General features: G+C 71.8%; 13 protein-coding genes. 9 read left to right on the top strand and 4 right to left on the bottom strand.

Annotated features, from left to right (window positions below; all coding sequences use genetic code 11):
• Positions 1–166: 166 nt before the first annotated feature.
• A complete protein-coding gene (locus AC3A57_RS02745) occupies positions 167–424 on the top strand; it encodes a YcgL domain-containing protein (protein ID WP_487577464.1) in 258 nt (85 codons plus the stop codon).
• Complete coding sequence (locus tag AC3A57_RS02740; protein ID WP_487577463.1) at positions 417–3,767, top strand: ankyrin repeat domain-containing protein; 3,351 nt, start codon at positions 417–419, stop codon at positions 3,765–3,767. The genes AC3A57_RS02745 and AC3A57_RS02740 overlap by 8 nt, the downstream gene beginning before the upstream one ends.
• Before the next feature lie 247 nt (positions 3,768–4,014).
• Here the strand turns inward: AC3A57_RS02740 and AC3A57_RS02735 are convergent, their stop codons facing one another.
• On the bottom strand, positions 4,015–5,865 hold the full coding sequence (locus AC3A57_RS02735) for a monovalent cation:proton antiporter-2 (CPA2) family protein (protein ID WP_487577462.1): 1,851 nt from the start codon (positions 5,863–5,865) through the stop codon (positions 4,015–4,017).
• 429 nt (positions 5,866–6,294) lie between these two features.
• On the opposite strand from AC3A57_RS02735, the gene AC3A57_RS02730 reads away from it, so the two are divergent.
• Together AC3A57_RS02730 and AC3A57_RS02725 are read left to right on the top strand one after the other, a co-directional pair.
• Entirely contained in the window at positions 6,295–6,462 is a 168-nt protein-coding gene (locus AC3A57_RS02730) for a hypothetical protein (protein WP_487577461.1), read from the top strand.
• A 299-nt stretch (positions 6,463–6,761) separates the two neighbouring features.
• A complete protein-coding gene (locus AC3A57_RS02725; RefSeq protein ID WP_487577460.1) occupies positions 6,762–8,567 on the top strand; it encodes an XVIPCD domain-containing protein in 1,806 nt (601 codons plus the stop codon).
• 667 nt (positions 8,568–9,234) lie between these two features.
• Here AC3A57_RS02725 and rho read toward each other — a convergent pair.
• Positions 9,235–10,956, bottom strand: a complete 1,722-nt coding sequence (gene rho / locus AC3A57_RS02720) for a transcription termination factor Rho (protein WP_487577459.1) — start codon at positions 10,954–10,956, stop codon at positions 9,235–9,237.
• Positions 10,957–11,198: 242 nt separating this feature from the next.
• Positions 11,199–11,525: a thioredoxin TrxA gene (gene trxA / locus AC3A57_RS02715; RefSeq protein ID WP_487577458.1), complete on the bottom strand. Its 327-nt coding sequence runs from the start codon at positions 11,523–11,525 to the stop codon at positions 11,199–11,201.
• 256 nt (positions 11,526–11,781) lie between these two features.
• Here trxA and rhlB point away from each other — a divergent pair, with 256 nt between their 5' ends.
• On the top strand, positions 11,782–13,560 hold the full coding sequence (rhlB, locus tag AC3A57_RS02710; RefSeq protein ID WP_487577457.1) for an ATP-dependent RNA helicase RhlB: 1,779 nt from the start codon (positions 11,782–11,784) through the stop codon (positions 13,558–13,560).
• A gap of 209 nt (positions 13,561–13,769) precedes the next feature.
• Here rhlB and AC3A57_RS02705 read toward each other — a convergent pair whose 3' ends face one another.
• Positions 13,770–14,207 (bottom strand): hypothetical protein, encoded by a 438-nt coding sequence (locus AC3A57_RS02705; protein WP_487577456.1) that lies wholly within the window; start codon positions 14,205–14,207, stop codon positions 13,770–13,772.
• A gap of 278 nt (positions 14,208–14,485) precedes the next feature.
• Between AC3A57_RS02705 and ftsE the strand changes: the two genes are divergently transcribed.
• The 4 genes from ftsE to ung all read left to right on the top strand — a co-directional run bounded on the left by ftsE (position 14,486) and on the right by ung (position 17,878).
• Positions 14,486–15,172, top strand: a complete 687-nt coding sequence (gene ftsE / locus AC3A57_RS02700; protein WP_487577455.1) for a cell division ATP-binding protein FtsE — start codon at positions 14,486–14,488, stop codon at positions 15,170–15,172.
• Positions 15,169–16,158, top strand: coding sequence for a permease-like cell division protein FtsX (gene ftsX, locus AC3A57_RS02695; RefSeq protein ID WP_487577454.1), 990 nt, complete (start codon positions 15,169–15,171; stop codon positions 16,156–16,158). The genes ftsE and ftsX overlap by 4 nt, the downstream gene beginning before the upstream one ends.
• 161 nt (positions 16,159–16,319) lie before the next feature.
• Entirely contained in the window at positions 16,320–17,177 is an 858-nt protein-coding gene (locus AC3A57_RS02690) for a response regulator (RefSeq protein ID WP_487577453.1), read from the top strand.
• The gene (gene ung / locus AC3A57_RS02685) at positions 17,174–17,878 is read left to right on the top strand and encodes a uracil-DNA glycosylase (protein ID WP_487577452.1); all 705 of its coding nucleotides are present in this window, start codon (positions 17,174–17,176) and stop codon (positions 17,876–17,878) included. The genes AC3A57_RS02690 and ung overlap by 4 nt, the downstream gene beginning before the upstream one ends.
• Positions 17,879–17,974 lie beyond the last annotated feature (96 nt).

Raw genomic sequence — 17,974 nt, 5'->3', positions numbered from 1 at the left:
CGACTCAGCGGACGCCGGTCCGCCGCCACGGCGCCCGCGGCCGTCCTACCATCCCGGCCTGCGCCCGGCGCTGAACGCGAAAGTGCGCGCGGCACGGACGGGCGGGTATGCTGTAGCCCACCTGCGGCGCAGAAACACCCGTCCCCCGGCCGTACCGCCCGCCTTCATGCAAGCCTACGTTTATAAAAGTCTCCGCAAGGCAGACACCTACGTGTTCCTGAGCGCGCGCGACGATTTCGAGCGCCTGCCCGACCCGCTGCGCGAGCAGTTGGGCTCGCTGCAATTCGTGCTCGAAGTCGAGTTGAGCGCGCAGCGCAAGCTGGCCCGCGCCGACGCCGCGACCGTGCGCGAGCACCTGCAGTCGCGCGGCTTCCACATCCAGTTCCCGCCGACCCTGACCAGTGCGGTCGCGCCCGATGCCTGAATCCCGGACCGCGCACAGCGCCTCCCGCGACCTGGGCATCGCCGCAGGCGCCGGCCTGGTGCTGGCCCTGGCCACCGGCTTCGGCGGCGGCCTCGGCGGCGCGCTGATCGCCCTGCTCGGCGGCGCGCTGGCCCAACCCGCGTTCGCGATCGCCGCCCGGCTGTGGGGCCGGCGCGACGCCGCGCCGCGCTGGAAGCCGGAACTGCTCGCCCTGTCGGCGCTGTGGGGCGGGGCCACCGTCGCCTCCGCGGCGCTGGTGGCCTGGCCGCTGAGCGCCCTGCTGCAGACAGGTTCTTTGCTGGCCGCGCTCGGCCTGAGCGCGGTCGCCGGCCTGATCCTGCTCGGCCTGTGGCGGCTGTGGCCGCTGTACCAGGAGGTCGAACGCGACGGCGCGCCGCTGGCGCCGGCCTGGGCGCGGCTGGCCGATCTCGACCTGGGCGCCTGGCGCGGCCTGGGCGTGGCCGCGATCGTCGCCGGCCTGGTCGGGCTGGTGCTGGTGCTGGCCTGGCCGGGGCTGATCGTCTCCGCTGGCCTGCGCTGGGGTCTGGCCATCGCTCTGGCGCTGGTCTCGCCGGCCCTGCACCTGTGGCTGCAGCGCATCCCCGCGGCCGAGGCCTTGCCCGGCGTGGAATTCGTGCCCGAACTCGACGGTGCCGCGGCGGCCGACGCCGCCGCGCTCGACGAAGAGCTCGAGCCGGCGCTGTACGCCGCCGCGCGCGGCGGCAAGGTCGAGCGCGCGCTGGAACTGATCGAACTGGGCGCCGACGTGCGCGCGTTGCCGGCCGCCGACGACCGCGACCGGCGCAGCCTGCCGGTGCTGGCGGCGGTGCTGCCGGACCTGCGCCTGTTGCGCGCGCTGATCGCCAAGGGCGTCGACCTCAACGCCGTCGCCGTGGGCACCACGCCCTTGCTGGCCGCGACCCGCGACAGCTGGCACGGCCGTCCCGACGCGGTCATGACCCTGCTCGCCAACGGCGCCGATCCGCGCCTGGCTGATCACGAAGGCAATACTCCGCTGCACCATGCCGCGCGCAGCTCCGACCCGGGCGTCGCCGCGCTGCTGTTCGACGCTCAGGCCGAACTGGACCCGCTCAACGACGACGGCCTGTCCCCGCTCGGGGTGGCCTGCGCCAGCGGCAACTGGCGCCTGGCCAAGTTCCTGCTCGAACGCGGCGCCAAGGCCGAACAGCCCGGCGGCACGCCCGCCCTGCTCGCCGCCGCCGGCGCCGACGAGGACGATCCGGCCGGCGTGCAGTTGCTGCTCAAGCACAAGGCGCGCATCGACGCGCGCGACGCGCAGCGCCGCAGCGCCCTGCACGTGGCCGCGTTCGCCGGCCATCTGGACATCGTCACCGCTTTGCTCGCCGCCGGCGCCGATGCGCGCGCGATCGACCTGCAACAGCGCACGCCGCTGCTGGAAGCCGCACGCGGCGGCCGCCCGGCGGTGCTGGAGCGGCTGCTCGAACACCTGCCGCAAGGCGGGGCCGCCGAGGCCGCGGCGGTCGACGCCGACGGCGCCAGCGCGCTGATCCTCGCCTGCCAGGCCGAGACCGCCTCGGCGCCGCTGGTGGTGCGCCTGCTCGACCTCGGCCTGGACCCGGAGCTGCGCGACCGCTCCGGCAAGCGCGCGGTCGACCGCGCCGCCGAGGCCGGCCGCTGGTCGCTGGTCGCCGCGCTCGATCGCGCCTATCCGTTGCCGGCCGCGGTCAGCGGCGAGGGCGACGGCGAGGTGGGCGAGGGCGAGCGGGTGATCGTCGACCGGATGCCGGCGGCGCTGCTGCGCGACGGCCTGCGCGAAGGCCACGAAGCCGACCTGACCGGGCTGGCCAAGCTGCTCAGCCCGACCGAACTGGGCGCGCAGTTGTTCGAAGACGAAGGCGCGGTGCCGACCGCGCAGCGGATCGAGTGGCTGTTGGCGCAGGGCGCCGACCCGGCGGTACGCGACGAACACGGCGACACCGTGCTGTTCGCCCTGCTCGGCCGCGGCGTGGAAGCCTTGCCGGCGCTGCAGGCGCTGCTGCGCCACGGCGTCTCGCCGGCCGGCCGCGGCGGCCTGGGCCGCTTCCTCGGCACCTGCTCGGCCGGCGACCAGGCCACCCGCGGCCTGGAACAATTCGCCCTCGACCTGCTCGAGCGCGGCGCCGATGCGTTCGCCCCGACCCCGGCCGGCGACCCGCCGCTGGCGATCGCGGTGCGCCTGGGCTGGAGCCGCCTGCTCGAACGCCTGCTCGCCGCCGGCGTCGACCTCAATACCCGCGACAGCCACGGCATGAGCGCGCTGCACCTGGCCGCGGCGCTGGGCCGCGAGGCGATGCTCAAGCGCCTGGTGGCGCAGGGCGCCGCGCCCGACCTGCTCGCCGCCGACGGCCAGACCCCGCTCGGCGTGGCCCTGGCCTCGGGCCGGCGCGACCTGGCCGACTGGCTGGACTGGCGCGGCTGGCCGCTGCCGCGGCGCGCCCTGCACGAGGCCGACGTACCGGCCGCGGCGATCGTCGGCGACGCCGACGCGGTGCGGCGCCTGTTGGATCTGGGCCTGGCGGTCGACGCCCCCGACAGCCAGGGCTGCACCGCCTTGCTGCGCGCCGCCGGCGGCGGCCATCGCGCGGTGGTCGACCTGCTGCTGGCGCGCGGCGCCGATCCGCAACGCGCGGCCCATTCCGGCGCGACCCCGCTGTCGGCGGCGGTCAGCATGCGCCACGGCGAGATCGTCGACCGCCTGGTCGCGGCCGGCGCGTCGCTGGAGCAGCGCCTGCCGGGCGACCTGACCGTGCTGATGGTGGCCTGCGCTCTGGGCCTGACCGACCTGGCCGCGCGCCTGCTCGCCGCCGGCGCCGACGTCCATGCGCGCGACGCCCAGGGCCGCATGGCCCTGCATTGCGCGGCGATGTACGGCTTCACCGCGCGCGAGCGCAGCCGCCTGGTGGCCTTGTTCGACACCTTGCTGCTGGCCGGCGTCGACGCCGACCAGTCCGCGGCCGGCGCGACGCCGCTGCTGTTGCTGCTCGGCGCGCGCGCCGAGCCGGGCACCGCCGCCGACGAGGACGTGCTGATCGCCGGCCTGGAGCTGCTGCTCGACCACGACGCCTCGCTCGACGTGCAGGACCCGCGCGGTTTCGGCCCGCTGCACCTGGCCGCGCTGCACGGCCTGCTGCGGGTGGTCCAGCGCCTGCTGCGCCACGGCGCCAACCCGGACCTGCGCGACGCGCTCAACCGCACCCCGCGCGAAATCGCGGTGATGCGCGGCTTCGTCGACATCGCCGCCGAATTCGCCCCGCCCGCGCCGAGCAGCGGCAACGGCCGCGACATGTCGATGGCCAGGTTCCTGCGCGGCCCGGGGCACTGACCGCTGCCCCTGTAGGAGCGGCGCGCGCTCTTCTGTAGGAGCGGCGTCAGCCGCGACAAACGAAGCGGTGAGATACCACGTATCCCGCCGACGCCGTGGCTTCCACGCCTTCAATCAGAAGCGCCGTCTTACCGGGCTTCGGCTGCGGCGCTTTCGTACAGCGCTGCGGTTGGTCGCGGCTCATGACCACAGGAAATCCCCGTGGGACGCCGCTCCTACAGGAGGCCGTGCGTTCGCGGTCGCGGCCTCAATGCCGGGTCGGATTCTCCGGCCCGACCGACGTGTGCTTCTCGACCATGTTCGCCAGCAGGCCCTCGCCGCGGTCGGCGTCGAACAGCTCTTCCAGTTCCTTGCGCGCATCGCGCGCGGTCTGCAGGATCGCGTCCTCGTCGTCGTGGACCAGGTACTGGGCGTTGAGCATGCGCTCGTCGAGCTCGCGGAAGCGCTCGACGTGGTCGCGCGCGACGTCGGGCGCGACCCCGAGCTCGACCAGCACGTCCTCGCCCAGCTTGAGGCTGGAAAAGAAGGTCTCGCGCATCGGCTCGGCGCCCAGGTCCATCAGCTCCCAGGCATGGCGGCGGTCGCGCGCGCGGGCGAACACCTTGGCCTTGGGATACAGGCGGCGGATCGTGCGCACGGTGCGGATGCCGGATTCGCGGTCGTCGATCGCGATCACGAACACCTTGACCTGGGCCGCGCCGGCCGAGCGCAGCAGTTCCGGCCGGGCCGGGTCGCCGTAATAGATCATGGTGCCGAAGCGACGCATGAAGTCGACCTGGTCGGCGCTGTTCTCGATCGCGATGAACGGCGTGCGATGGGCGACCAGCAGGCGGGCGATGATCTGGCCGAAGCGGCCCATGCCGGCCAGCAGCACCTGCGGGTGGTGGTCGGGAATCTCGTCGTAGGGGCGCTTTTCCTTCGCCGCCGGCGCCGCGTCGAGCATGCGCTGGGCGGCGATCATCAGCAAAGGGGTCAGCGCCATCGACACGCCGACCGCGGCGATCAGGCGGTCGCGGGTCGGGTCGTCGAGCAGCCGCGCCTTGACCGCTTCGTTGAACACGATGAAGGCGAACTCGCCGCCCAGCGACATTACCGTGGCGAGCTGGAACGCGCCGCGCCTGTCCAGGCCGCCGGCGCTGATGCCGACCCCGAACAGCAGGACGAATTTCACCGCCAGCAGGGCGAACACGATCGTGGCGATGGTGACCGGCTCGGCCAGCACCCGCTGCAGGTCGATGCTCATGCCCACGGCCATGAAGAACAGGCCCAGCAGCAGGCCCTTGAACGGTTCGATCTGCGATTCCAGCTCGTGGCGGAACTCCGAATCGGCCAGCAGCACGCCGGCCAGGAACGCGCCCAGGCCGGCCGACAGCCCGGCGATCTGCATGATCCAGGCCGACCCCAGGACGGTCAGCAGCGCCGCGCCGGTGAACACCTCGGGCATGCGGGTGCGGGCGACGACGCGGAACACCTGGCGCAGCAGCACCCGGCCGCCGAACACCACCGCTGCGATCGCGCCCAGCGCCTTGGCCACCGCCATCCAGTTCAGGCCTTCCACCGCGGCGGCCTTGCCCAGCAGCGGAATCGCCGCCAGCAGCGGGATCGCGGCCAGGTCCTGGAACAGCAGGATCGCGAACGCGAGCCGGCCGTAATCGGTGGCCAGCCCCTTGCGTTCGGACAGCAACTGCAGGCAGACCGCGGTCGAGGACAGCGCCAGGCCCAGGCCGATCACCGTCGCCGCCTTCCAGCCCACCGGCACGTCGGCCAGCGGCGCGCCGAACAGCGCCAGCGCGCCCAGGGCGATGCCGCTGAGCAGCACCTGCAGGCCGCCTGCGCCGAACACCGGCTTGCGCATCACCCGCAACCGCGCCGGGGACAGTTCCAGGCCGATCACGAACAGCATCATGACCACGCCGATTTCCGAGGCGGCCAGCACCGGCTCGGCGTCGCGGATCACCTTGACCCCGTACGGCCCCAGCACCACGCCCGCGGCCAAGTAGCCCAGCACCGCGCCGAGGCCGAATTTGCGGAATACCGGCACCGCCACGACCGCGGCCAGCAGGAACAACAACGCGAGTTCGAGACCGCCACCGTGCATGAGCACCTCCGGCTGGGATTATGACGCGATGCGCCGGGCTGCGGCGGTGCGGCGCGGCATCGTGCGAGTGAACGCAGTGTCGCGCCGGCGGATGACGCCGGCGCTTTGCTATGGATGCCGGGAACAGCGATTTCAACCGCGCACTCCCGCACGCGCGCTCTGGCGGCGCGCTGCAAAGGAGCGCTGCAACAGGCGCGCTCCGACAGGCATGCGCCAACAGGCCTCCTCCAGCGTACCGCCGCGACGCCGGTCGCCGCCGCGCGTGCGCGCCGGCGCAAACCCCGCATCCGGCGATCGCCGCAGCGGCCGCGTCGCGGCCTGCGCGACGGGCTGGACGGACAATGACGGACGCCAGGCCGGCCGCTTTCCAAACCGGTCCGCACCGGCGTCGATCCGCTGTTTCCGTCGTCGTCCACAAGGAGGTTGTGCATGAAGGGATTGCTGCTCGTATTGCTGACGCTGCTGTGCAGCGCCTGCGCTCCGACCCTGGTCGATGGCCTGCCCGGCGATGGCCGCGCCGCCGCGCAGGCGGCGGGCTGCGATGCGCTGGCCGCGGCCGTGCCGGTTTCGGCGGCTGCGCGGCCGGCGCAGGGCTGAGCCGCGGCGGCGCGGGCCCGGCCTGCGGACCGCGTCGTCAAGCCGCCGTACGGACGTTTTCGCGGCCGTCGTGGGCCGCGCAAGGATGCGATATCGCCCGTTCATCCGTTCCCCGTGTGTCGCCGAGGGCGGAAAACCCGCGCGAAACCGGGCACAGGGCGCGTTTTTCGACTGTCACCATTCGGTAGCGAATTGCCCCGGCGGCGGGTCGGGGGCATCATGCGGGTCCGCCCGCGGCCGTGCCGCCGGCGCGACAGGGGGTCATGACGACTTCGTAACGGGGACAAGGAGGCAACGCAATGAATGCAGCAGTCGATTCGATCTCGGCGGGGAACCGGGACCAAACCACCACTGCGGCCCTGCGGCGTTACGCCGGCCAGGGCAACGCGCAGGAGCGCGTCCAGGACTACACCGTGTTGTTGCCGGCCGACGACGAGTGGTCGCGCGACAGCGTGCTGCGCGCGGTCGTCGCCGACGCTTTGCAGCGCAACGGCCAAGTAGTCGATGAAGATACCTTGGAAGCGACCGTGGCCGAGGTCGGCGGCCCCGGCGGCGCGCTGGCCCAGGCCGCATTGACCTGGAAACTGCATCCGGGCGAAACCCGCGCCGACGGCCGCGTCGCGCCGCCGTTCCACGGCTATGCGCTGGACGTGCCGGCGGACTTGCAGCAATCGGTGGTCGGCTACGCCAAGCGCTGGTCGGCGCAACGCGACACCGAGCCGCAGGCGCCGGTCGACGCGCCGCTGCACGAACTGCGCCAGCTCGCCCGCAGCGGCGGCCACGGCGACGTCGCCGACACGCTCGATGCGATCGACGGCGCGATCCAGGCCGGCACCGCCGCGCGCGCGTCCGGCAAGCCGATCGACGCCGCGGCGATGAGCGCGCTGATGGAGTTCGCCAACCGCACCGGGCGCGAGCGCCAGGCGGCGAAGATCCTCGAGCGCTACACCGCGATCAAGGATGTCGGCCACGACGTGCGCGACCTGGGCCAGAACGCCGGTCGCGTGTTCAACGGCCGCGATCCGGTCAGCGGCCGTCCGCTCGACACCGACCAGCGCGTCGACGCCGCCTTCGACATGCTCAGCGGCGGCTTCAAGCTCGCCGGCAGCGTCGGCAACACCGCGGTGCTGCTCGGCGCGCGCAACGCCGGCCTGGTCGGCAGCCTGATCGGCATCGCTCCGGTCGGGATGGCCATCGTCGCTTTCGCCGCCGGCGCGTTCGAGCTGATCAAGCGCGCCCGCGAAGCTTTGCTGGCGCCGCGCTGGGACGAGTTCCGCGAGCGCTTCCCGTTCGCCCAGGGCATGGAGCCCAAGCGCGCGATCAGCGCGGTGATGCGCCAGATCGAGGGCATGCCGACCGACGCCGGCAACGCCTTGTCGACCGCGACCCGGATCCTCGACGGCATGGGCGAGAACCCGCAGACGCGCGAGCGCTTCCTGTCCTTCCTCAAGCAGAAGGTCCAGCCCGAGTCGCTGGTCGACGCGCTGGCCACTGGCCAGGGGCTGGAGAAGCTCAGCGCGCAGCAGCAGATGCTGTTGGCCCAGGCGGCGAAGAATTCGTCCAAGGAGTTCTTCGATCTCGAGCTCAAGGACGTCAAGCGCTACCTCGGCGACCGCGACGGCCAACGCGAGCGCGGCACCTACCTGCTGCCGCCGGAAATGCGCGAAACCGCCAACCACAACGGCAACCGCCTCGGCGGCGCGTTCGACGAAGGCCTGCGCATGGCCGGCATCCTCAGCAGCGGCGCGCACGCGATGAACGGTCTGTACAAGGACCTGCTCGGCAAGGTCCAGGGCGGCGAGCTAAACCGCGATCTGGGCAAGCTCGGCGAGCAGCAGCAGAAGAACCTCGCCGCGGCGCTGATTCCGGCCATGCGCGACGGCGGGCTGAGCCAGATCGACCACCTGGTGGCGAGCAAGGACGGCAGCCGCCTGTTCGCGGTGCAGGGCGACCCGCAGTCGCCGAGCCGGCGGATGGTCGCGATCGACGTATCGGCGGCGGCCCACCAGAGCGTGGAAGCCAGCAGCCAGCTGGTCGCGCGGCAGATGGCGACGGCGGAGACTCAGAACCCGCAGGCCCAACTGGCCGGCGGCCGCGGCTTGTAAAGCGCGATCGGCGTCCGGCGCGGCCAAGCCCGCGCCGGACGTCGCGGTGTCGCGGTCGCGGCTTGTGACTGAAGCAAACCCCTGTGGGTGCCGCCCTTACCCCAACGCAACGGTGCCACGCCGGCCGTTGCCGTGAACAGCTTGGCGCCGCTTCGACCTCGAGGGAACGCCCTGAAGCCCCGGAGGGCGGGCCGCAGGGATGCGGCCCGTGCGCAGCCAGGCCAGGGATGGCCTGTGCGGAGCAGCCCCGTGCAGGCCTCGTCCCATAGTGGCTTTTGACTCGAAGCAGCCATGGCGTTTTCTTTGGTTACTTTTGACCGCAGCAAATCCCTTGGGACTTTGTCGCCTTGGACAAAGAAAGTGACCCGGCCGCTTGCGGACGGAAGCTTTGCTTCTGAGGCTTTGGAAGCCTTCGAACGACAGACGCCGCGAGACCGCAAGAACGCGGTCGCGGCTTGTGACCAAAGGAAATCCCTGTGGGGCGCCGCTCCTACAGGCGATGGCTTGGCCTTCGATCGATGGCGTCGGCCTTGGATCTTCTGCGCGTCCCGTGGTCGTGGCTTGTGACCAAAGGAAATCCCTGTGGGACGCCGCTCCTACCCTCTGAGGCGCAAACGCAAACGCCCCGCGATGCGGGGCGTTTGCGTATCGCTGCGATGCGCCGCGCTCAGCGCTTCATCGAGCTGAAGAACTCGTCGTTCGACTTGGTGTTCTTCATCTTGTCGAGCAGGAACTCCATCGCGCCGATTTCGTCCATGCCGTGCAGCAGCTTGCGCAGGATCCAGATCTTCTGCAGCAGCTCCGGCTCGATCAGCAGGTCTTCGCGGCGGGTGCCCGAGCGGTTGATGTTGATCGCCGGGTAGACGCGCTTCTCGGCGATGCGGCGGTCCAGGTGCACTTCGCTGTTGCCGGTGCCCTTGAACTCTTCGTAGATCACCTCGTCCATCTTCGAGCCGGTGTCGATCAGCGCGGTGGCGATGATGGTCAGCGAGCCGCCTTCCTCGACGTTGCGCGCGGCGCCGAAGAAGCGCTTCGGACGGTGCAGGGCGTTGGCGTCGACGCCGCCGGTGAGAACCTTGCCCGAGGACGGCACCACGTTGTTGTAGGCGCGGGCCAGGCGGGTGATCGAGTCGAGCAGGATCACCACGTCCTTCTTGTGTTCGACCAGGCGCTTGGCGCGCTCGATCACCATCTCGGCGACCTGGACGTGGCGCGCGGCCGGTTCGTCGAAGGTCGAGGAGACCACTTCGCCGCGCACGGTGCGCTGCATTTCGGTCACTTCTTCCGGACGCTCGTCGACCAGCAGCACGATCAGGTGCACGTCGGGATGGTTGTGGGTGATCGCGGTGGCGACCTGCTGCATCAGCATGGTCTTGCCGGCCTTGGGCGGCGAGACGATCAGCGCGCGCTGGCCTTTGCCCTGCGGCGCCATCAGGTCGAGGATGCGGCCGGTGATGTCTTCGGTCGAGCCGTCGCCGCGTTCGAGCTTGAACTTGCGCCGCGGGAACAGCGGGGTCAGGTTCTCGAACAGGACCTTGTTCTTGGACGCTTCCAGCGGTTCGCCGTTGATGCTGTCGACCACCGAGAGGGCGAAGTAGCGTTCGCCGTCCTTGGGGAAGCGGATGCGGCCGGACAGGTGGTCGCCGGTGCGCAGGTTGAAGCGGCGGATCTGGCTGGGCGAGATGTAGGTGTCGTCCGGACCGGCCAGGTAGCTGGCCTCGGCGGCGCGCAGGAAGCCGAAGCCGTCGGGCAGGATTTCCAGCACGCCGTCGGCGGCGACGCCTTCGCCGTGGCGGGTCAGCACCTTGAGCAGGGCGAAGATCACGTCCTGCTTGCGCGCGCGGGCGACGCCGTCGGTGATGCTCAGCTGCTCGGCGATCTCCAGCAGGCGCGGCGCGGGCATGCGCTTGAGGTCGCCCAGCGAGTACTGCGGGAAGCCTTCCGGCACCTGCGGGTGCGGGCGCGGAACGAAGTTCTCGCCGTTGCCGTTGTCGCCGTAGTCGTCGCCGCCGCCGCGCTGCTGCGGGCGGTTGTTGCGGTCGCGATCGCGATCGCGGCGGTTGCGGAAGCGGTCGCGGCGGTTGCCGCGGTTGTTGTCGAAGCCGCCTTCGCGCTGGCCCTGGGCCTGCTGCGACTGCGGGTTGCCGCCGCCTTCGTTGCCCTGCTGCGGCGCGGCGCTCTCGGCGCCGGAAGCGGCGGCCGGTGCGGACTCGCTGGCGCTGGGGGCCGGGGCGGGCTTGGGCGCCGCCGCTTCGGCGGGGGCGGGGGCCGGAATCAGGGGGCTGGCGTCGCCGACCACGGCCGGAGCGGCTTCGGCGGCTTTGCTGGCGCGCGGCTTGCGCACGCGCTTTTCGGCGGTATCGCCAGCGTCGGGGGTCTTATCGGACAAGCGGAGGTTCCTCGCTAAGCGGCGAGCGCTCGCGTAGAGGCGAGCGGGACGTCAGGGACGTAGGTGGATAGATGGGTATGTCAGACGGGGTGCGGCGCGGGGACGCGGAGTCCGACGCCGGGTACTGCGAAACTAGCACTGCCGCTGCGTGGCGGCAAGCTTCCCGAGCGATGCCGTTCACGTTGCCGGGCAAGGCCCGGAGCGTCTAGCGCCCGCGGCGTGGCGGGCGCGAGACGGGCGCGTCAGAGCGCCTTGTCGATCATCTGGCTGAGCTGGGCCTTGCCGACCGCGCCGACCTGGGTCGCCTGGACCTGGCCGTCCTTGAACAACAGCAGCATCGGGATCGAGCGCACGTGGTACTTCATCGCCGTGGTGCGGTTGTGGTCGACGTTGACCTTGGCGATCTTGACCTTGCCTTCATAGGCCGCGGCCAGCTCGTCCAGGGCCGGAGCGATCATCTTGCACGGACCGCACCATTCGGCCCAGAAATCGACCAGGACGGGTTCGGACGACTGCAGCACGGCGGCGTCGAAGTCGGAATCGCCGACATGCAGAATTTTTTCGCTCACGGGGGTCTCCTACGGGATACTGGACCGTACGGTACAGATGAATCTTGAATGGAACACCCGGAAGGCCATGCCGGGTGGGGGCTTACGTTAAACTGGGGCGTTTCGCGGCACCTTCAAGGGCTGCGCCACGGCCTCATCGAGCCCGCCGCGGAGTCCAGACTCAGGGCGCCGGCTCGGCCCCGGCAGTCTGCTTCGCCGACGCCACCCACGCAAGCGACAACCTACGGCGCCCGAACGGCGCGGACTTCTGAAACGCATGAGCGACAAGCCTTTAACCGATGTAACGTTTTCCTCGTTCGATCTGCACCCGAGCCTGCTGGCCGGGCTGGAGGCCGCCGGATTCTCGCGCTGCACGCCGATCCAGGCGCTGACCCTGCCGATCGCCCTGACCGGGCGCGACGTCGCCGGCCAGGCCCAGACCGGCACCGGCAAGACCCTGGCCTTCCTGGTCGCGGTGATGAACCGCCTGCTGACCCGCCCGGCCCTGGCCGAGCGCAAGCCGGAAGACCCGCGCGCGCTGATCCTGGCCCCGACCCGCGAACTGGCGATCCAGATCCACAAGGACGCGGTCAAGTTCGGCTCCGACCTGGGCCTGAAGTTCGCCCTGGTCTACGGCGGCGTCGACTACGACAAGCAGCGCGAGCTGCTGCAGAAGGGCGCCGACATCATCATCGCCACCCCGGGCCGGCTGATCGACTACGTCAAGCAGCACAAGGTGGTGTCGCTGCACGCCTGCGAGATGTGCGTGCTCGACGAAGCCGACCGGATGTTCGACCTGGGCTTCATCAAGGACATCCGCTTCCTGCTGCGGCGCATGCCCGAGCGCACCACCCGCCAGACCCTGCTGTTCTCGGCCACCCTCAGCCACCGCGTGCTGGAGCTGGCCTACGAGCACATGAACGAGCCGGAAAAGCTCGTCGTCGAAGCCGAGACCGTCACCGCCGCGCGGGTCCGCCAGAAGATCTACTACCCGGCCGACGAAGAGAAGATCCCGCTGCTGCTGGGCTTGCTGTCGCGCAGCGAAGGCGCGCGCACGATGGTGTTCGTCAACACCAAGGCGTTCGTCGAGCGCGTCGCGCGCAGCCTGGAGAAGGCCGGCTACCGCGTCGGCGTGCTGTCCGGCGACGTGCCGCAGAAGAAGCGCGAGTCGTTGCTGCGCAAGTTCCAGGCCGGCCAACTGGAGATCCTGGTCGCCACCGACGTGGCCGCGCGCGGCCTGCACATCGATGGCGTCAGCCACGTCTACAACTACGACCTGCCGTTCGATGCCGAAGACTACGTCCACCGCATCGGCCGCACCGCGCGCCTGGGCGCCGAGGGCGACGCGATCAGCTTCGCCTGCGAGCGCTACGGCATCTCGCTGCCCGACATCGAGGCCTACATCGAGCAGAAGATTCCGGGCGAGCACGTGACCCCGGAAATGCTGGTCGCGCTGCCGCGCGCGCCGCGCGCGCTCCCCGCCGGCGCGGAAGGCGAGTCCGACGAGGACAACGAGAGCATCGGCGCGATCTTCAAGGAGGCGCGCGAGCAGCGCGCCGCCGACGAACAGCGCCGCGGCGGCGGCCGCAGCCGCAGCGGCGGTTCGGGCTCCGGCTCGGGCCGCGGCGGCCGCAGCGAAGGCCGTCGCGACGGCGCGCCGCGCCGCGAGCGTCCGCGCAGCGAAGACGGCGCTCCCGCCGCCGCCGTGGCCGCGGGCGGCGAAGCGGCCGCGCCGCGTCCGCCGCGCGCCCCGCGTGCGGAAGGCGCTGCGCCCGCCTCGGCCTCCGCGCCGGCCGTCGAAGGCGAGCGCGCGCCGCGCAAGCGCCGCCGTCGTCGCGGCGGCCGCCGCATCGAAGGCGCCGAGGGCGCTGCCGCTCCTGCCGCTGCCGCGCCGACCGGCGCGACCCGCCCGGTCCCGGCCGCGGCTGCGAAGCCGGCCGCCAAGCCGGCGCCCGCCGCTGCGGCCGTGTCGGCCGAGGGCAAGCCCTCGTTGCTCGGCCGCATCGGCCGCAAGCTCAAGTCGCTGGTCGCGCGTCCGCCGCGTAGCCAGCACTGACGCGTCCCGGCGGCCGGCTCGCGAGCCGGCCGCCGTCGCTTCGCCCGCGCGGGCCGGCCCGCGCCCGCGAACCCCAGCCGCCGACGGGCCGGGCGCTCGCCGTCCGCGCGCCCGCAGCGCCGGGCCTGGGCGAGCATCGCCCGCGCACGCCCCGCGCACGGCCGTCCTGGCGGACGTGCCGGTACGGCGGCGGCCTGCAGCGCGGCCGCCTACAACCTGCGGCTGAGGTACACCGACCAGGTGTTGGCCGCCGTTTCCACCAACTGGAACACGTCCAGGTCGCCGTCGCTGTCGATGTCGAGCGACTGGTACTGGTTGCCGTGGTTCGGCGAGGCCGGCCAGCCGATGCCGAACGCGCCGCCGGCATAGGGCCAGGCGCTGAACACGCCGCCGCCGCCGGGTTCGAAATGGCCGCGGCGGCCGCTGCCGCCGGCGCTGCACCAGATCGTCATGCGCCAATTCGGCGGCGCGCTGCCGAATGAGGGAAACACGATGAAGCGCGCATTGCCGTAGCCGGTGGAACCGGCCGGGCAGGCCAGGGTGCCGATGTTCAGCGGCGGGTCGTACTGCTCGGCGCGGGCGTCGTGGGCGTACAGGCCGAGCGCGAACAGGCCGGCGAGCGCCAGCGAGGCCGGAAGAGTGTGCATGGTGGGCTCCTAGTCGTGGACGAAGGCGGTCCGCCGTCGCCGGTCGGCCGGCGCGGCGCGTGCGATGTCGGACTGGGAAGCGTCGCCAGGGGTGTCGCTGCGCCAGGGCGCCGTGCGGCGGACGCTGGCCTGCGGTCGCGCGATCCGTGCCGGCCTGAACGGTCGGTCTGTGTCGTCGGGCACGTCGACGATGCCGCGTCGACCGCAGCGCGACCATAGGCCAAACCCGAACGCCGAAACGTGATGAAGCCGGCGATTCGCTCTGCGATACTTCCGCCATGACCGTCCTGCGCTTCGACAACGTCAGCAAACGCTACGACAGCGGCCACCAGGCTCTCAGCGAAGTCAGCTTCGAGGTGGCGCCCGGCGAGATGCTGTTCCTCACCGGCCACTCCGGCGCCGGCAAGAGCACCTTGCTCAAGCTGATCCATCTCAGCGAACGCCCCAGCCGCGGCACGGTGCTGTTCGGCGAGCGCAGCCTGCACAAGGTCGGCGGCCGGCGCATCGCCCTGCACCGGCGCGAGATCGGGGTGGTGTTCCAGGACCACCGCCTGCTCGCCGACCGCAGCGTCGCCGACAACGTCGCCCTGCCTTTGCTGCTGCGCGGCCTGCGCCGGCCCGACATCGGCCGGCGCGTGCGCGCCACGCTGGAGAAAGTCGGCCTGGGCGCGCGCGCCGAAGCCTTGCCGGGCCAGTTGTCGGCCGGCGAGCAGCAACGCGTCGGCATCGCCCGCGCGATCGTCGGCGAGCCGCGCCTGCTGGTCGCCGACGAACCCACCGGCAATCTCGACCCGACCCTGTCGGCGGAAATCATGGCCCTGTTCCAGTCGCTGCCCGAGCGCGGCACCAGCGTGCTGGTCGCCAGCCACGACCTGGCCCTGGTCAAGCGCATGCGCAAGCGCGTGCTGGTGCTGAATCAGGGCCGCCTGGTCGACGACATCGCGCCCGAGGATCTGGCCGAATGAACGCAATGCCGCAGGACCGCCGCGAGCCGCGCGCCGGCGCCCCCGACTACGACGACGCCATCGCCGTCGCCGCGCGCTCCGGATTGGGGCCGTGGTTCGAGCATCACCTGCACAGCCTGGTCGCCAGCCTCGGCCGGCTGCTGCGCAAGCCCTGGGCGGCGCTGCTGACGATCGGGGTGATGGCGGTGGCGCTGGCCCTGCCGCTGGGGCTGTGGGCGGCGCTGAGCAATATCGAGCGCTTCGCCGGCGACGTGCAGCGTTCGCGCCAGATCAGCCTGTTCCTCAAGCCGGAGATCGCGCTCGAGCGCGCCCACGCCCTGGCCGCGGAGCTGCGCGCGCGGCCCGAGGTCGGCGCGGTCGAGTTGCGCACGCCCGAGCAGGGCCTGGCCGAGCTGCGCGAGAAGAGCGGCCTCGGCGATACCCTCAGCGCGATCGAGGGCAATCCGCTGCCGAGCCTGCTGGTGGTGACGCCCAAGGGCGACGAACTGGCCTTGGCTCAGTCGCTGGGCGCATTGGCCGAGGCCGACCTGGTCCAGCACGACGCCGGCTGGCGCCAGCGCCTGGACGGCTGGCTGCGCTTCGGCGGCCGCCTGGCCTGGATGCTGGCGCTCGGGCTCGGCCTGGGCGCGTTGCTGGTGGTCGGCAACACCGTGCGCCTGGACATCCAGTCGCGGCGCGAGGAGATCGGCGTGCTGCAACTGCTCGGCGCCACCGACGGTTTCATCCGCCGGCCGTTCCTGTACCTGGGCGCCTGCTACGGCCTGGCCGCCGGCGCGGTCGCGCTGGCGCTGCTGACCGTCGCCGACCGCAGCCTGCGCGAGCCGCTGGGCGCGCTCGCCGCCAGCTACGGCAGCCGGTTCGTGCTGGAGGGCTTCGGTCCGCTGCAGGCGCTGGCGATCCTGGCCGGCTCGGCCGCGCTGGGCTGGCTCGGCGCCGGCCTGGTCACCGGCCACCACCTGCGCCAGGCGCGGGCCGGTCGCGGTTGAGCCGGCGCCCGTGCGCCGAGCGCGAGGCGCGCGGACCTGATGCGCAAGACTCGGAATCTGCGACCGCTTGCGCCTAGAATCCGGGTTCCCCCGCCTGCGCGCCGCGCATCGGCGCCCGCCGGCGCCGGACGCGCGTCGCCGACCCGGTAATCATCGACGCCATGCAAAGCCAGAATCTGCGACATTTCGACAGCGCCGCCCCGCGGGTGATGGTGGTCGACGGCTCCAAGCTGGTGCGCAAGCTGATCGCCGACGTGCTGTTGCGCGAGCTGCCCAACCTGCGCCTGGTCCAGTGCGGCAACATCATCGAGGCCAAGCTGGCGCTGGATCACGGCGAGGTCGACCTGGTCACCACCGCCCTGGTGCTGCCCGACGGCGACGGCATCGCCCTGGCGCGCGCGGTGCGCGAAGCCGCCGGCCAGGCCTACGTGCCGGTGATCGTGGTCTCCAGCGACGCTCAGTCGCACCTGGAGGCGCGGCGCTTCACCGAAGACGTCACCGACTACTTCGACAAGTCGCTCGGCCCGGCCGCGCTGGCCGCGTTCATCCGCGGCTACGTGCAGCCGCAGCCGATCCCCGGCGCGCGGGTGCTCTACGTCGAGGACAGCCGGGTGGTGGCGGTGGCGACCAAGCGCATGCTCGAGCGCCATTCGCTGCAGGTGCTGCACTTCATCGGCGTGGAAGAGGCGCTGGAGCACCTGGAAGCGCATCGCGCCAGCGGCCGCGACGGCGGCGACGCCGGCGCCGACCTGGTGCTGACCGACGTCTATCTGAAGGGCGAGCTCGGCGGCAAGGACCTGCTGGCGCGCCTGCGCGGCGATTTCGGCTACGGCAAGCGCCGCCTGCCGGTGCTGGTGATGACCGGCGACGCCAACCGCGACAATCAGAGCGAATTGTTGCGCGCCGGCGCCAACGACCTGGTGCTCAAGCCGATCGAAGAACGCCTGCTGGTGACCAAGACCCTGTTCCAGCTGCGCCTGTCGCGGCTGTCCGAGCCCAGCGCGGTGCTGCCGGCATGAGCGACGGCGATCGCGACATCAAGCTCGAGCCGTCGTGGAAGGCGCGCATCGGCGACTGGTTCGGGCGCGAAGACATGCAGTCGCTGTCGCGCTTCCTGCGCGAACGCAAGAACGCCGGCGCGCGGATCTTCCCGCCCGGGCCGCAGATCTTCTCCGCCTTCGACGCCACCCCGTTCGAGCAGGTCAAGGTGGTGGTGCTGGGGCAGGACCCGTACCACGGCTACGGCCAAGCGCACGGGCTGTGCTTCTCGGTGCAGCCGGGCGTAGCGGTGCCGCCGTCGCTGGACAACATCTTCAAGGAGATCCAGCGCGATCTGGGCATCGCCCGGCCCGATCACGGCTGCCTGCTGCCGTGGGCGCGGCGCGGCGTGCTGCTGCTAAATGCGGTGCTGACGGTCGAGGAAGGCCGCGCCGGCGCGCACCAGGGCAAGGGCTGGGAAGGCTTCACCGATCACGTCGTCGACGTGCTCAACCGCGAACGCGAAGGGCTGGTGTTCCTGCTCTGGGGCAGCTACGCCCAGGCCAAGGGCAAGGTCATCGACCCGCGCCGCCATCGCGTGCTCAAGGCGCCGCATCCCTCGCCGTTGTCGGCGCACCGCGGCTTCATCGGCTGCGGCCATTTCTCCGCCGCCAACGAGTATCTGGCCCGGCAGGGGCAGGCGCCGATCGACTGGACCTTGCCGCCGCGCGAGCAGCTGTAGTGCCGCGCCTTGCGTCGCGCCGGCATCGCTCGCGCTCTTTGTAGAGCGGCGTAAGCCGCGACCGGCGCAGCGGTGCGCGCGAGCGTTGTCGGCGGA

The sequence above is a fragment of the Lysobacter sp. Soil_C_15 genome (assembly GCF_057657315.1).
Note: the sequence above shows the minus strand (reverse complement) of the source record. Positions and strands in the feature narration are given on the sequence as shown.